This window comes from Gilliamella sp. B3482, from assembly GCF_026536805.1.
Taxonomy (GTDB): Bacteria; Pseudomonadota; Gammaproteobacteria; order Enterobacterales; family Orbaceae; genus Gilliamella; species Gilliamella apicola_E.
Window position 1 is genome coordinate 13,190 of record NZ_JAFNNL010000002.1, and the last position, 14,953, is coordinate 28,142.

General features: G+C 36.7%; 14 protein-coding genes and 2 pseudogenes. 5 read left to right on the forward strand and 11 right to left on the reverse strand.

Features of this window, described 5'->3' with window-relative positions:
• The first annotated feature begins 296 nt into the window (after positions 1 to 296).
• Positions 297 to 1,478 carry an NAD(P)/FAD-dependent oxidoreductase gene (locus J3U18_RS03260; RefSeq protein ID WP_267352910.1) on the forward strand — a complete coding sequence of 394 codons (1,182 nt, stop codon included), beginning with the start codon at positions 297 to 299 and terminating at the stop codon, positions 1,476 to 1,478.
• Here the strand turns inward: J3U18_RS03260 and J3U18_RS03265 are convergent.
• Complete coding sequence (locus tag J3U18_RS03265; RefSeq protein ID WP_416380381.1) at positions 1,475 to 2,899, reverse strand: sigma-54 interaction domain-containing protein; 1,425 nt, start codon at positions 2,897 to 2,899, stop codon at positions 1,475 to 1,477. The genes J3U18_RS03260 and J3U18_RS03265 overlap by 4 nt on opposite strands.
• A gap of 254 nt (positions 2,900 to 3,153) precedes the next feature.
• On the opposite strand from J3U18_RS03265, the gene lysA reads away from it, so the two are divergent.
• The 4 genes from lysA to J3U18_RS03285 are packed head-to-tail and all read left to right on the forward strand — an operon-like array spanning position 3,154 to position 8,577.
• Positions 3,154 to 4,551, forward strand: a complete 1,398-nt coding sequence (gene lysA, locus J3U18_RS03270) for a diaminopimelate decarboxylase (protein WP_065563732.1) — start codon at positions 3,154 to 3,156, stop codon at positions 4,549 to 4,551.
• Positions 4,552 to 4,604: 53 nt separating this feature from the next.
• Complete coding sequence (locus J3U18_RS03275) at positions 4,605 to 6,011, forward strand: APC family permease (protein ID WP_065563731.1); 1,407 nt, start codon at positions 4,605 to 4,607, stop codon at positions 6,009 to 6,011.
• 19 nt (positions 6,012 to 6,030) lie between these two features.
• Positions 6,031 to 7,137 carry an alanine/ornithine racemase family PLP-dependent enzyme gene (locus J3U18_RS03280; protein ID WP_267352912.1) on the forward strand — a complete coding sequence of 369 codons (1,107 nt, stop codon included), beginning with the start codon at positions 6,031 to 6,033 and terminating at the stop codon, positions 7,135 to 7,137.
• A 54-nt stretch (positions 7,138 to 7,191) separates the two neighbouring features.
• Positions 7,192 to 8,577 carry an amino acid permease gene (locus J3U18_RS03285; protein ID WP_267352913.1) on the forward strand — a complete coding sequence of 462 codons (1,386 nt, stop codon included), beginning with the start codon at positions 7,192 to 7,194 and terminating at the stop codon, positions 8,575 to 8,577.
• 93 nt (positions 8,578 to 8,670) lie between these two features.
• On the opposite strand, the gene J3U18_RS03290 is transcribed toward J3U18_RS03285, so the two are convergent.
• The 10 genes and pseudogenes from J3U18_RS03290 to J3U18_RS11885 form a co-directional block, all read right to left on the reverse strand.
• Positions 8,671 to 9,273: a MarC family protein gene (locus tag J3U18_RS03290; protein ID WP_065735090.1), complete on the reverse strand. Its 603-nt coding sequence runs from the start codon at positions 9,271 to 9,273 to the stop codon at positions 8,671 to 8,673.
• A 151-nt stretch (positions 9,274 to 9,424) separates the two neighbouring features.
• Positions 9,425 to 9,775: a 50S ribosomal protein L19 gene (gene rplS, locus J3U18_RS03295; RefSeq protein WP_065563727.1), complete on the reverse strand. Its 351-nt coding sequence runs from the start codon at positions 9,773 to 9,775 to the stop codon at positions 9,425 to 9,427.
• Between the two features lie 31 nt (positions 9,776 to 9,806).
• Positions 9,807 to 10,559, reverse strand: coding sequence for a tRNA (guanosine(37)-N1)-methyltransferase TrmD (gene trmD, locus J3U18_RS03300; protein ID WP_267352914.1), 753 nt, complete (start codon positions 10,557 to 10,559; stop codon positions 9,807 to 9,809).
• A 16-nt stretch (positions 10,560 to 10,575) separates the two neighbouring features.
• Entirely contained in the window at positions 10,576 to 11,103 is a 528-nt protein-coding gene (rimM, locus tag J3U18_RS03305; protein ID WP_267352915.1) for a ribosome maturation factor RimM, read from the reverse strand.
• A gap of 18 nt (positions 11,104 to 11,121) precedes the next feature.
• Entirely contained in the window at positions 11,122 to 11,370 is a 249-nt protein-coding gene (gene rpsP / locus J3U18_RS03310; protein ID WP_065563724.1) for a 30S ribosomal protein S16, read from the reverse strand.
• 262 nt (positions 11,371 to 11,632) lie between these two features.
• Positions 11,633 to 12,001: a DUF956 family protein gene (locus J3U18_RS03315; RefSeq protein ID WP_065563723.1), complete on the reverse strand. Its 369-nt coding sequence runs from the start codon at positions 11,999 to 12,001 to the stop codon at positions 11,633 to 11,635.
• Between the two features lie 150 nt (positions 12,002 to 12,151).
• Positions 12,152 to 13,063, reverse strand: coding sequence for a PTS system mannose/fructose/sorbose family transporter subunit IID (locus J3U18_RS03320; protein ID WP_267352917.1), 912 nt, complete (start codon positions 13,061 to 13,063; stop codon positions 12,152 to 12,154).
• Positions 13,064 to 13,079: 16 nt separating this feature from the next.
• Complete coding sequence (locus J3U18_RS03325; RefSeq protein WP_267338786.1) at positions 13,080 to 13,880, reverse strand: PTS mannose/fructose/sorbose transporter subunit IIC; 801 nt, start codon at positions 13,878 to 13,880, stop codon at positions 13,080 to 13,082.
• A gap of 21 nt (positions 13,881 to 13,901) precedes the next feature.
• A pseudogene (locus tag J3U18_RS11880) lies at positions 13,902 to 14,444 on the reverse strand (PTS system mannose/fructose/N-acetylgalactosamine-transporter subunit IIB); the annotation flags it as partial.
• A gap of 59 nt (positions 14,445 to 14,503) precedes the next feature.
• Positions 14,504 to 14,876: pseudogene (locus J3U18_RS11885) on the reverse strand (PTS sugar transporter subunit IIA); the annotation flags it as partial.
• Positions 14,877 to 14,953 lie beyond the last annotated feature (77 nt).

Genomic DNA, 14,953 nt, shown 5'->3' on the forward strand with positions numbered 1-14,953 from the left:
AAATAAATATTACTTATAAGTCAATCTTTTAATAACTCAGTCTATATTTATTAATGAAGCTAATATCTCATATTAACTATTTGTTTATACTATAATTAAAATTTAATAGAGACAAAAGTTTCAGAAATTGGTTTTTTTCTCATAATAATAATTAATATTTGATTAAAAAAAAGTTGAGGAACGGGGTTTTTGAGCATCAAAATTGGCGATTTTTACACATTTTTTCAAGAATGAGTGAGTTAGAATCGCTACTCTTATATAATAGATAATCTTTATTATGGGGTAATAGGTCTTATATGCAAAATAAAATTACAATTATTGGTGCGGGTGCTGCTGGGCTTTTTTGTGCCGGATTATTAGGACAAAAAGGTTATGATGTAACTGTTATTGATAATGGTAAAAAATTAGGACGCAAAATTTTAATGTCTGGTGGTGGTAAATGTAATTTTACCAACCTTAACGTAGAATCAACCCATTATATTTCAGAAAATCGTCATTTTTGTAAGTCTGCATTAAAGCGCTTTACTCAATGGGATTTTATTCAACTGGTTAATCAATACAGTATTGCCTATCATGAAAAAGATCATGGACAGTTATTTTGTGATAATTCAGCGCAAGATATTGTTGATATGCTTGCCCAAGAGTGCCAAAAGGGGCAAGTTAAATTCATGTTAAACACTCAGCTTGAAGATGTTGAGGCTGAGCAGCAAGGATTTAAATTATCGACTTCACAAGGTTTTGTTCATACTGATAAATTAATTGTAGCAACTGGTGGGCAATCTATGCCAGCACTAGGTATGACCGCTATCGGATATAAAATTGCCGAAAAATTTTCGATTCCTGTTGTGCCCGTAAAAGCAGGGTTGGTGCCATTTACCTTACATAAACCTTTGCTAGAAGTATTATCCACTTTGTCGGGCATTGCCGTGCCGGTTGAAGTATCTAATGAACGAATATCTTTTAAAGAGAATTTGCTGTTTACTCATCGAGGATTATCTGGACCAGCGATTTTACAAATCTCTAGTTATTGGCAAGCAGGTGACGCCATTACCATTAATTTGTTACCAGACGTAAGCTTTGAAGGTGATTTTCAACTCTTGTTAGAAAATAATCGCAATCAAAGCATTAAAAATTGTTTGGCGCAAATATTACCGAAGCGGTTAATTGAAGCTTTGATGCAATTAAATTTGATAGCCGATTTAACCGTTAAGCAGTTAACGCCGACTCAGCAGCAAGTGCTTTACCAAACATTAACTAGGTGGATGGTTACACCGAATGGAACGGAAGGCTATCGTACAGCTGAGGTAACTTTGGGTGGTGTGAGCTGTGATGCTTTATCGTCAAAGACGATGGAGGCGAAAAATCACCTCAATCTCTATTTTATTGGTGAAGTTGTTGATGTAGCTGGTTGGCTAGGTGGTTATAATTTCCAATGGGCTTGGAGCAGTGCATTTGCTTGCGCGCAAGCCTTTGATTAATTATCAATTACTCCCATATGTATATCATATTTCTTAACTTTATATTGTAAGGTGGTTCGCGAAACATCGAGTAATTTTGCCGCTGTAATAATTTTCCCATTGGCCTGATTTAATGCATCAATAATAAGTTGCTTTTCATAATTTTCGACTTGTTCGGTAAGATTACCAGTTATTTCGCTGGTAGTCGGTTTTTCAAGCTTGGCTTCATCTTGTGAATAAGGGCTATGAAGGTCAAATAATTCTTCATCCAGAATAATCTGCTGCAATTCTCCTGGCTCATTTTGTAAAACCATACTACGGACAATAGCGTTTTCTAGCATTCGCACATTACCTGGCCAAGGCGCTGACATAAGTTGCTGTAATGCATGTTCACTAATACCAGTAATCACAACGCTTATATCAGTTTTATGTTTATCAATAAAGTATCTTGCCAATACAGGAATATCTTCTTGTCTTTCGCGTAGTGCTGGCAGTTTAATTAATCCGACATTTAATCGATAAAATAGATCACTACGCATTTTGCCGGTTTTTAACAAATCGGCTGGTGATTCATTCATAGCTGCAACAATTCGAACATCAGCATGTTGCTCTTTATTCCCGCCTAGTGGCCAATAGGTTTTTTCTTGTAAGAATCGTAACAGTTTGCTTTGCATTTCAAGTGGCATCGCGTTAAGTTCATCAAGAAATAACGTACCACCATTAGCAAGTTCAAGATAACCTTGGCGATTTTCAGCTCCAGTAAACGCTCCTTTGACAGTCCCGAATAAAGTACTTTCAATCAATGTTGTAGGCAAAGCGCTACAGTTAAGTGAAATAAACGCTTTATCACGGCGTTGGCTAGTTTGGTGAATTAATCTAGCAAATAGCTCTTTCCCTGTGCCGGTTTCGCCAACAATTAATACTGGCACATCATTACTACCTAAAATATTAGTTTGGTCGATCACCTGTTGCATTTTTTTTGAAGCAAAAACGATTTCTGGTAATGGTTGTTCTTTATTTTGATATAATTTTCTATTAAGACTGAATACCTGATCTTGCAGTTGTCTAACATTAGATAAATTACGACCAATTTCAACCGCGCCAATAATTTCTTTTTTGTGATTATAAAGAGGAACCGTTGTATGTTGATAATCAACTAATTTGCCCACATGATTATAATAGGTTTGATAGGTATCTTGATATTCTTTACCATGTAAAGCTTGTAGCATAGTACTATCTTCTTTTTTCAAATTAGGGTAAACTTTAAGCATTGGTTTACCTATGGCTTGTTCCATTGGATAGCCATCAAGTTCTGCACTTTCCTGATTGTAGTAAATATATTTACCTTCTTTGTCAATAATAGCCATAGGCTGATGTATTAGATCAAAAAAATGTTTAAATATTTCCAATGCTTGTAATAATTCAGGATCAATTATCATGATACTAAAACCTTTTGAAAGTTGGATTCTTACTAAGTATAGCGAGCGTTAATTTAAATATCTTTCAATTATTACTAAAAAAAGTGACAAATTTTTGTCATAAAAACATATTTTTTACTAAATGACTAATATTAAATTTGTAATTATTCTGTTAAACAATTGATTGTTTGTGTTTTTTTAAGTTGGCACGTTGATTGCATTGTAAGTGAGTAATCTTTTTACTTACCTTTTTTATGTACTAATTAACTGGAGGTCATATGTCCGACACAATTATGTCAAATTATAACAAAATACGCACAGATCTTATAACTAAAGATCGTCGTTTCAGTGCTCAAGGCGGCAAACTTTGTTTTGATGGTGTGAATTTGGAAGAATTAGCAAAGAAATATCCAACACCTTTTTACGTATTTTCTGAAAAAGAAATTGACCGTAATATTCAGGAGATCAAAGATTCGTTTAAAGCTCATCCAAATACTAAGATTTTCTATGCGTCAAAAACATGTTCAGTAATGGGTGTGCTTAAAGCGATTAAAGATGCGGGTATCTATGCAGAAGCTAACTCAATGTTTGAAGTTCGTAAATGTTTAGAAATCGGTTTCCCAGGTAGCCAAATTGTTTTCAACGGTGTGGTTAAAAAACCGGTTGATTTAGAATTTGCTATCCAAAACGATCTTTACATCATCAACGTAGATAGCCTATATGAGCTTGATATTATTGATGAGATTTCTCGACGTTTGAAAAAAGTTGCAAATGTTTGTGTGCGTGTTGAACCAAATGTACCGTCAGCAACTCACGCAGAATTAGTAACCGCTTATCACGCTAAATCTGGTATCGACTTAGAACAAGCTGAAGAGACTTGCCGTCGTATTCTTGAAATGCCTTATGTTCATTTACGTGGTTTACATATGCACGTAGGGGATCAAGTACCAGAAGCAGAACCTTTTGCCAAAGCAACCAAAGTATTAGTTGATGAATCACGCCGTCTAGAAGAAGTTCTTGGCATTAAATTTGATTTAATCAACGTTGGTGGTGGTATTCCTGTTCCATATAAATATGATGAAGAAAATGGTAATCCATTAGAAGACAATATGTATGCTGGTATTACTGCACAAGATTTCGCCGATGCGGTAATCAGTGAAGTGCATAAATGGCGTACTGACGTTGAAATTTGTATCGAACCTGGTCGTAAAGTAACCGGTTCTGCTGGTGTGCTATTAACTGAAGTTGCTTGTGAAAAACGTAAAACTAATTACGATTTAGACGGTAACATCGAAGAACATGTTGAATGGAAATTTGTTGATGCGGGTTATAGCGTATTATCTGACAGTCAACACTTTGATTGGTTCTTCTATGTTTATGATGCATCAAGAATCACTGAGCAACATGATGAGTACATTAAATTAGCGGGTCCATTATGTGACGGTGGTGACTATTTCCATGTGGGTGTTAAAGGTGAAGAATTCTTATTACCTAAAGACACACAAATTGGCGATATCATTGCTTTCCTTGATGCCGGTGCTTATACCATCGAAAGCCAAACAGTTTATAACAACCGCCCACGTACTGCTGTTGTTATGATTGATAAAGAAGGCAAAGATCGATTGATTCGCCGTGAAGACACTTACGAGGATATGGTTGGATACGACGTGTATTAATCATGAACTGGCTGGGGCAATAACTGCCCCAGTTGTTATTATGTGAGGTTATTATGAGTGATTCTAAAGATTCAAGTTTACTTGGTATTAAAGACATTGTGTTTATGAATGTCATTGCAATATTGAGTTTACGTCAAATTCCTAATGTTGCTCCTTACGGAGCGTCAGCAATGGTGCTTTGGCTACTTGCTGCATTTTGTTTGTTTTTTCCATTAGCCATGGTTTGTGGTGAGCTTTCAACAGGCTGGCCAAAAGATGGTGGGATCTTTGTATGGGTAAAAGAAGCATTTGGTAAACGTGTCGGTTGGATAGTGGTTGTTTGCTTCCTGTTTTCATGTGTGCTTTTCTTCCCATTAATGTTGCAGTTTGGTTTTACTGCAATTGGTTATATGTTTAGCCCTGAACTTGCTCAGAATCAGGTATTTATTGGTGTTGGCTCCATGGCAGTATTCTGGATCTTAACGTTAATGAATATCAAAGGCATGAAATGGACTAAAATCATTAACAGTGTTAGTGCATGGTTAGGTGTATTTATTCCTGCTGCTATTATCGTGTTATTAGCTATTGTATGGTTAATGACTGGTCATCCAATGGCAACTGATTATAGCCATGTTAGTGATTGGATTCCGGATTTAAGTAGCTGGGATACTATTGTATTTTTATCAAGCATGATGTTTGCTTTTGCAGGGCTAGAAGTTGCACCAATGATCGCTGGTCGTACTCGTGATCCACAACGTGACTTCCCTAAAGCGATGGCGGTATCTGCAGTTGTTATCGTTGGTATCTATATGATTGGTACTTGGGCAATTAATACCTTATTACCAGCTGCTGATACTGATATTGTTGCCGGTGTAATGCAAGCGATGGAAGCTGCTGCTAAAGAGCTACACATGCCTTGGTTATTACCAGTAATGGCAATTTGTTTGTTCTTTGGTGCATTAGGTCAAATTAACTCATGGTTAGTTGGTCCTATCTATATGTTACAAGAAGCATCAAAAGAAGATAACTTACTTGGTGAACGTATTGGTCGATTACATCCTGTATATCAAACACCAGCATTTGCTTTAGTTATCCAAGCAATAATTGTAACGGTACTTTGTTTCTCAACATTCGTATCACCAAGTATTGCTGCTGCATATTGGATGTTAACTGCATTAACAACCATTTGTTACTTTATTCCTTATTTAGTGATGTTTATTGCGTACTATCGCTTACGTATTACTCAACCAGATGTACCACGTAGCTTCAAGATTCCTGGTAAAGTTTTACCAATTATTTTACCTGGTTTAGGTTTCTTATCTACGCTATTTGCGGTGATCTTAGTCTTTATTCCACCAGCACAAATTGATATGGGTGGATATGTTGAGTACATCGCTAAAATTGTTGGTGGTGCAGTGCTTGCAATTGTGTTAGCTGAATGGATATACCATCGCGCACAAAGACGTAACCGCTTGCAATAAGATATAGAGGAGTAAATTTATGTACAAACCTATATTGGAAATTGATTTAGGTAAATTAAAAGACAATGCCCGTGTTGAAAAAGAGCTTCTTGCTAAACACGGCATTGAAGTGATGGCGGTAAATAAAGTCTTTGATGGCTGTGTTGAAACCGCCAAAGCGGTGCTTGATGGTGGTATTGATGTTATTGCTGAATCAAGGACCTACAATTTGAAGAAACTTAAAGATGCTTTAAATTGTAAAACTTGTTTATTACGTAGTCCTTGTTTAAGTGAGATCAGTGAAGTAGTGAAATACGCAGATATTAGCTTAAACAGTGAAAAACAAGTTATCCAAGCACTTTCTGATGAAGCGGTAAAACAACAAAAAGTCCATCAAGTACTTTTAATGTTTGATATGGGCGATTTACGTGAAGGTATTTGGTTTGAACATGTCGATGATATCATCGAAACAGTCAAACTAATCTTATCTTTACCGGGTGTTGAGCTTTATGGGCTTGGGACTAACTTCAACTGCTATGGTACTGTTCTACCAACTGTTAAAAATGGTGTGGATTTTTTACACATAGCGCGTAAAGTAGAAGAAGCTTGTAATATCAAGATCAAGTATCTATCAGCTGGTAATTGTACAAGTTACCATCTGCTTGATAAAGGGATCTGGCCAGAAGGGCTTAATCACATTCGAATTGGTGGTTTACATGAGTTTGGTATTGAGTATGTGGATATGAAATATCTTGATGAGTTTCATCACTCAAACAAACCTGTAGAAAAAGCTTGTAGTGACATGTATAAATTGTATGCACAAATCATCGAGCTTAATAGTAAACCAACCGTTCCTGTTGGAGAATTAGGTGTTGATGCCTTTTTGAACAGTAAAACTTTTGTTGATCATGGTACTCGTAAACGCGCGCTTCTCGCTTTTGGCCGTCAAGATGTGCCAGCAGAAAGCTGTATACCGATTAATGACAACATTACGGTCTTAGGTCAAACCAGCGATCATACTATTGTTGATATTGAAGATGTTTCTGAAACATTACGTGTTGGCGATATGATTGGGTTTGAGCTTGATTATACAGCCCTACTTATGGCTTGCCAAACCAATGGTGTAGAAAAACGGTTTGTTTATTAATATCTATCAGCTGCTGGGCAACCAGCAGCTATTATTGATTACTAGGCGGTTTACATGGCAACATCAGAATCTCAAGAAAGTCCTTATCCCAGTACCTTAAAGAAAAACTTAAAAAATCGTCATTTATTGATGATTTCGTTAGGTGGCTCAATAGGAACTGGATTATTTATTGGTATTGCAGCACCACTTAGCACGGTTGGACCATTAGGAACGATTATCGCATATCTACTTGCGGGTAGTATTATGCTGTCGACCATGCTTTGCTTAGGTGAACTTTCTTGTGCATTCCCACATGCGGGTTCTTTTCAGCATTATGCACTAATGTTTATTCCACATCCTATTTGGAGTTATACCATTGGCTGGTTATATTGGTTAAGCTGGGTACTGTCTATGGCTGCTGACTTAACTGCAGCTTCGATGATCGCTCACCAAGTTTTTTCCTCTATTCCCATCTATATTCTTAGTCTAATTATTTTAACCGTTATTACTTGTGTCCATTTAACGTCTGTTAGAGCTTTTGGCGAAAGTGAATACTGGTTTTCAACGATAAAAGTATTGGCCATTATTGCATTTATAGCTGTTGGTATTTATTTACTCTATCATCAATATAATCAAACACATGTATTACCAACACTTAAAACCGAACAAGGTTGGTTTCCTAGTGGATTTTTATCAATTTTTGTTTGTATGACAATTGTTACTTATTCATTTCAGGGCGTCGAATTAATTGGTAGTGCAGCTGGTGAAGCGCAATCACCTCAAAGCGTATTGCCAAAAATTATCACTGGTGTGGCTTTTCGTATTATCTTGTTTTATGTGTTAGCGATTGAGGTGTTAGCACTAGTTTACCCTTATGGAGCAACCCATAATGAAATTAGCCCATTTGTTTGGGTATTCAATAAAGCCGGGATTACCTTTGCTTCATATGTGATGCTATTTGTTATCTTTTGTGCTGCAATATCGGCCGCTAATTCGGCTGTTTATGCCAGCTCGAGAATGCTATGGTCGATGGCTCAGGATGATTTAGCACCAAAATACTTTTCAGAAGTCAATAAACGAGGCGTGCCAACTAAAGGAATATTATTTATCGCAATTATTGCGTTAGTTTCGCTGTTTTCTAAATATATTGCTGCTGAAAAATTATACCTCTATCTGGTAGCGAGTACTGGACAAGTTGGTTGTTTTGCTTGGATTATTATTGCTTGGTGCCAATATCAATTTCGTAAGGGAGTGAATGAAGGCAAATACTCTAAAGATATGATCAAATTTAAATCTCCGCTATTTCCTTGGTTAGCGATGATTTCTATTACTGTTAACATTATTATTATTGTTGGGGTATGGTTTGGTGAATCAGGGCATTTTATTTTATTATCTGAGATAATCTTAATTTTCGTAATTTTAGCTTCATATTACTTTTTCAAAAAACGTAAATCCGATTAACTTTATTATCAGTTTATGTAATCACCTTAACTATCAATTGTAGGTGATTACTTACTGTTAGAATTGAAATTTTAATTATCTGAATTATAAAACTTATTTTAAAAATGCAGAGACGCCAGTAAATACAACTTGAGCGGCAATAGCTGATATTAATAACCCAGTAAGCTTTGACAAAATTGCAATACCAGTATTTTTTAAAACGTTAGCAATGCTTTTTGCGCATAGTAACATGGCATAAATACCGCTTGAGGCAATCAATAGCGAAAGGGCGCCAATCAGGTTTTGCATACCTACCGAACTTGTCCCCATAACAATAATCGTACCAATGGAGGCTGGTCCCATACATAAAGGTATTGCAAGAGGAACCACACTAATATCATCATCATCAGTATGAATTTTATTTTTTTCAGGTGAATCATTCATCAATGAAACAGCGGTAATAAATAGCAATGCTCCCGACCCAATTCTAAAAGCATCGAGTGTAAAACCAAACACACTAAACATGGCATTACCAAAAAAGAATAACACAATACCAATAATAAAAACGGCACACGATGTTTTAAGTGCAGTCTTTCGGCGTTGTTGTTCATCATATTGTTTAGTACCACTTAAGAATGCACTTAGCACTGCTGGTGGCGTCATTAAAGCGAATAACTTGGTTGTGGTGGCGAGAATTTCAACAAGATAGTTATCCATAGTATTACCCTTTATAGCTTTAGATATTGCTTGAAATCTGTCAACAATTGTTGGCGGGAATCAACTATACACATAAAAACGGTCACCATAAAGGTGACCATATTTAATTGGATATAATTTTAATAGTTTATTAAATATTAACCAATTTGAATTAGTTAAGGCGCTCTTTAATACGAGCCGCTTTACCACGAAGTTCGCGTAAGTAGTAAAGTTTAGCTTGACGTACTTGACCACGACGTTTCACAGTAATTGAATCAACAGTTGGTGAGTGAGTTTGGAATACTCGTTCAACACCTTCGCCATTCGAAATTTTACGTACTGTAAATGCAGAATGTAAACCACGATTGCGAATTGCAATAACCACACCTTCATATGCTTGAAGACGTTTTTTGTTACCTTCAACAACCCATACTTTAACTTCTACCGTATCACCCGGACGAAAAGACGGGATGTCTTTTTTCATTTGTTCTTGTTCTAATTGCTGAATAATTGCATTTTTCATAATTTTGTCTCTTACTAGTTATACTGAAATATTAATGGCTCGGTTTATCACGATATTCACATTGGAATTCAGTGAGTAAACGTTGCTCTTCATCAGTCAGAGCTAGATTTTCAAGAAGATCTTCTCTTCTCAACCAAGTTCGTCCTAGTGATTGTTTCAATCGCCAGCGACGAATCGCTTCATGGTGACCAGACATTAACACATCAGGCACCGCCATTCCATCTAACACCTCAGGTCTGGTATAGTGTGGACAATCAAGTAAACCGTTCGCAAAAGAGTCTTCTTCTGCTGATGATTCATGATTCAATACACTTGGAATAAACCTTGCTAATGCATCAATCATTGTCATCGCCGGTAATTCACCGCCACTTAACACGTAATCCCCAATTGACCATTCTTCATCAATTTCGGTTTGGATAACGCGTTCATCTATACCTTCATATCGACCACAAATCAAAATCAATTTTTGATATTGTGACAACTCGCAAACACCTTGTTGGTTTAATTTGCGCCCTTGTGGGGAAAGATAGATTACTTTTGTATTTTCACCTGCTACTGCTTTCGCAGCATGAATCGCATCTCTAAGTGGTTGTACCATCATTAACATGCCGGGACCACCACCATAAGGCCTATCATCGACAGTCTTATGCTTATCATGCGCAAAATCGCGCGGGTTCCAATATTCTACTGTTAACAGTCCGTTTTTTACTGCTCGACCAGTTACACCATAACAGGTAATAGCTTGGAACATTTCGGGAAAAAGGCTAATTACGCCAATCCACATATTCTTACCTTACCGATTAAAATGCGGGATCCCAATCGACCACAATCATTTTTGTTGTTAAATCAACTTGTTTAATAAATTGTTCTTCAACAAAAGGAATTAAACGTTCTGTTGCTCCAAATGCATCTTTTAGATTTGCTTTAACAACCAACACATCATTAGAACCGGTTTCCATTAAATCAGTTACTTGACCTAAATCATAACCGTTAATTGTTTTCACACTACAGCCAATCAAATCCTTCCAATAGAAATCGCCTTGATTAAGCTCAGGCAATTCTTCTGCATCAACGAATACTTCAGCATTAGTTAACGCATTGGCTTGATCTCGATCATCAACGCCTTTGAGTTTGACAATCATATCTTGATTATGAGGTTTAAAGCTCTCAACGATTACTTCCTGCCATTTTCCAGCACGCTGGATATACCAAGGTTTGTAATCAAAAATACTATCTGGAAATTCTGTAAACGAAAAAATCCTGAGCCATCCACGAATGCCGTAGCTTGAACCAAGTTTACCAACAACGATTAGATTCTCAGTATTCATCTTTACACTATTACTTAATTAAGCAGCTTTTTGTGCTTGTTTGATCAATGTATTAACACGATCAGAAATAGTAGCACCTAAACCAACCCAATAATTTACGCGATCAAGATCTAAACGTAATTCTTCTGCTTTACCTTGTGCAATTGGATTAAAAAAGCCAACGCGCTCAATAAAACGACCATCACGTGGGTTACGGCTATCAGTGACAACTACTTGATAAAAAGGGCGCTTTTTAGAGCCACCACGAGCTAAACGAATAGTTACCATAACATCCTCTTAAATTAAAAAATAATCTTTCTTTTGCCCAACACGGACAAAATCAAAGCCCCAAAATTATACTCTTTCTAGCAAAAAGTGCAATGGCTGATTGTGTGTGAGAAAGTTAGGTAGCATCAGTTATCGACAAGCTTAGTTATAAATGAACATAAATTCATCTTTTTAACTAGTTATATTATAAATAATTAGCTTCATTGATAATGGTGAGCTTGCTTGCTATATAATGATATATTTTAAAAGTGATGGTTGATCTTTAAGACTTTTTCCGGAACAAAGCTCGTTTTAACACGTCAAAAAATCCTAACGCTTTGACCATTTTTTTGCTATCAACATAGACACGTATTGCTTTTAATACTTTTTTCGGCTCTTTGGACGCAAAAGCGAACGTACCGTCTTTTTTTGTTTGTATGGAGTAACGAGATATCCACTTACCTTTAAAAAATACCGATGCGATAACATAATCGACCTCTTCCCAAGGAATTTGAATATATTTCCGAGGATCGCGTTGATGATAGAATTCGAACGCCTTATCACCAATCATAATCTGGCCATATTCTGAAAAACCTGAAAAAGCAGTCGCTTTTACTGTTAAATCTACTTTGGTATTTAATGATTGAACCATTTAGCTACTTATATCCATTATTTTAATCTGAGTTGCTAAGGCACCCTTTTCTCATTATTTATGGAGAAAAGGGTGATTTATGTTTGAGGAAAAACAGCATTTTTGCTTAAAAAGTGCGCTCCTCAACTTTTTTTGTCAACATTGTTGGCTTTATAAAAGACCAATAACATGACCAGTAACACCGACTAAAAATAGTGCAAGAATAATTATAATAGGTGATACTTTTTTACGAAGTAACCACATACAGAAGAACGTTAATAGTAATGGTACAAGTCCAGGAATTAATAGATCTAAGTTATTTTGTAAAGTCATTACTTGGTTTTGACTAAGTGCGAGTCCTTCTTGCATTTGCATCAATGCTTTTTGTATACCTTCGGCACCAGCAGGTAGGGAATTCCAATCAATAAATGCACCATTATCTAATTTTACGGTTGATACGACTGGTTGGAATTTTATTGATACCCACCTTTGTACTAAAGCTGCCAGTACAAACATCCCCAAGATAGACGCACCTTTAGTGATTTTTTGGAGTACACCACCACTTAAGTTATCGGTAATTTTAGAACCAGTACGGTAACCTAATTCTTGGGTAAACCACATGAAGCACATGCGAATAATGTTCCAAAGTAGGAAGAATAGAATTGGACCTAGAATATTACCACTTAAGGCAAGTGAGGCACCTAGTCCACCAAGCATAGGACGAAGTGTAAACCAGAAAACTGGATCACCAACCCCAGCTAAAGGTCCCATCATTCCCACTTTTACCCCTTGAATAGTGACATCATCTACAGGCGCTCCATTAGCTCGTTCTTCTTCAAGGGCTAAAGTCACACCAAGTACAGGTGATGCTAAATAAGGATGTGTATTGAAAAATTCTAAATGGCGTTTAAGTGCTGCCGAACGATCTTCTTTTGTGGTATATAATTTTTTGATAGCAGGAATCATTGAATAAACCAAGCCACCATTTTGCATACGTTCGTAGTTCCAAGAACCTTGAAGGAAAGTTGAACGCCAAGCTACCGATAAACGGTCTTTTTTCGATAAATGAATTCGATCTGTCATGTTCTTCTCCAAGTTCTTAGTAATCATTTAAAATATCATCAAGTGGATCGCCTTTACTACCACCATTTGATGAATTGCCACGTTCAGAAAGATTTAGATAAATTAGTGCTAGAGCAATACCTAGAGCACCAATTGCAATCAAGGTTAATTGTGATATCGCGGCAACAACAAAACCAATAATGAAAAATGGCCAAACTTCACGACTTGCCATCATATTAATTACCATCGCATAACCAACAGCCACTACCAAGCCTCCACCAATACCCATACCTTCTGATAGCCATTTAGGCATTGAATTTAATGCGTCTTTTACCACTTCAGCAGGAATAAATAACAGCGCTGCTGCTGGTATTGCAATACGTAAACCTTGTAAACAAACCCCTAATATTTGTAACCATTCGATTCTACGGATATTACCTTGCTCTGCTGCAGCATCCATTAAATGCACTAATGGAACGGCAATAGTTCGCACAATCATCGTTAAAAATAAGCCAGCAACTGCTAGTGGGATGGCAATAGCGATAGCTGTCGATACTCCAGCCTCACCTTGTCCACCAAGAACTAAAATAATAGATGAAGCAACAGCAGCAAGCGCGGCATCAGGTGCAACCGCTGCGCCAATATTTGCCCAGCCTAATGCTATCATCTGTAATGAACCACCTAACATTACGCCAGCTTCTAGATTTCCTGTCACTAGACCAATTAGTGAACAAGCAACTAATGGTTGATGGAATTGGAATTGGTCTAAAATACCTTCCATTCCAGCTAAGAACGCAATAACTATCACTAAAATGATAGCAATAATTGATAAAGTCATAATAATAACCCCTTAATTAAACTAATTCTTTTGTTCAGCTAATTCTTGTTTCGCTTTCTTTAATAATTCATCCATATTATCCTCAGAATCATTAGGTACTTTGCGAATGTCGAATTTCACATTTTTCGCTTTTAATTTCTCGAATGTATCAACATCTTCAGCGCTCATTGACAGCACTTTGTTGACCATTACCTTGCCGACAGAATGCGCCATTGAACCAACATTTAATGTTTGAATATCAACACCGCCATCTATAGCGCGAAGTACATCTTCAGGGTTTTCGAAAAGTAATAAGGCTTTGGTGTTACCAAAACGGGGATCATGCGCAACTTCAATAATTTTTTTTATTGGCACAACATTGGCTTTAACACCAGGAGGTGCGGCCTCTTCAATCAGTTTTTTCCTTAATTCATCTTTGGCAACTGAGTCTGAAACCACAATAATACGATTAGGGTTAGTCGTTTTAGTCCAAGATGTTGCCACTTGTCCGTGTAACAAGCGTGAATCAACGCGAGCTAATACAATTTTCAATTTACCATCACCTAAAACAGTACCTTCAGGGATAGTGCTTGTTTGTTGATTGTTTTGCGTTGGTTTAGTTGCCACTTCAACCGTTGTTCTAATACCATCTTGGGCTGATTCAATAATGGCGGCAGCCACTTCTTTGGCGGTCTCCATCGATAAACGTGATGAGTATGCCTCAATCAACATTGGAAGATTTAAACCTGCAACGATAGCCCAATTTGGATGTTCTCCACAGAGTGTATTGGCTTGGTTAAATGGTGTTCCACCCCATAAATCGACTAAAAAAAGTACTTCATTTTGATCATCGAAAGTAGCAATTGCTGCCAGCATCCGTTCCTTTAAACTTTCAGGACTATCACTTGGATGCAAAGTAACGGCTTTAACGTTTTCTTGCTCTCCAAATATCATCGTCCCTGATTGTAAAATACCTTCAGCAAACTCACCATGAGTTGCCAAGATTATTCCAACCATAACGTACCTCCCAGTTTTTTATATTATTGCTAATATAAAGTTAATAAAATAAATCTATTTACTTATTTTAGTTAACA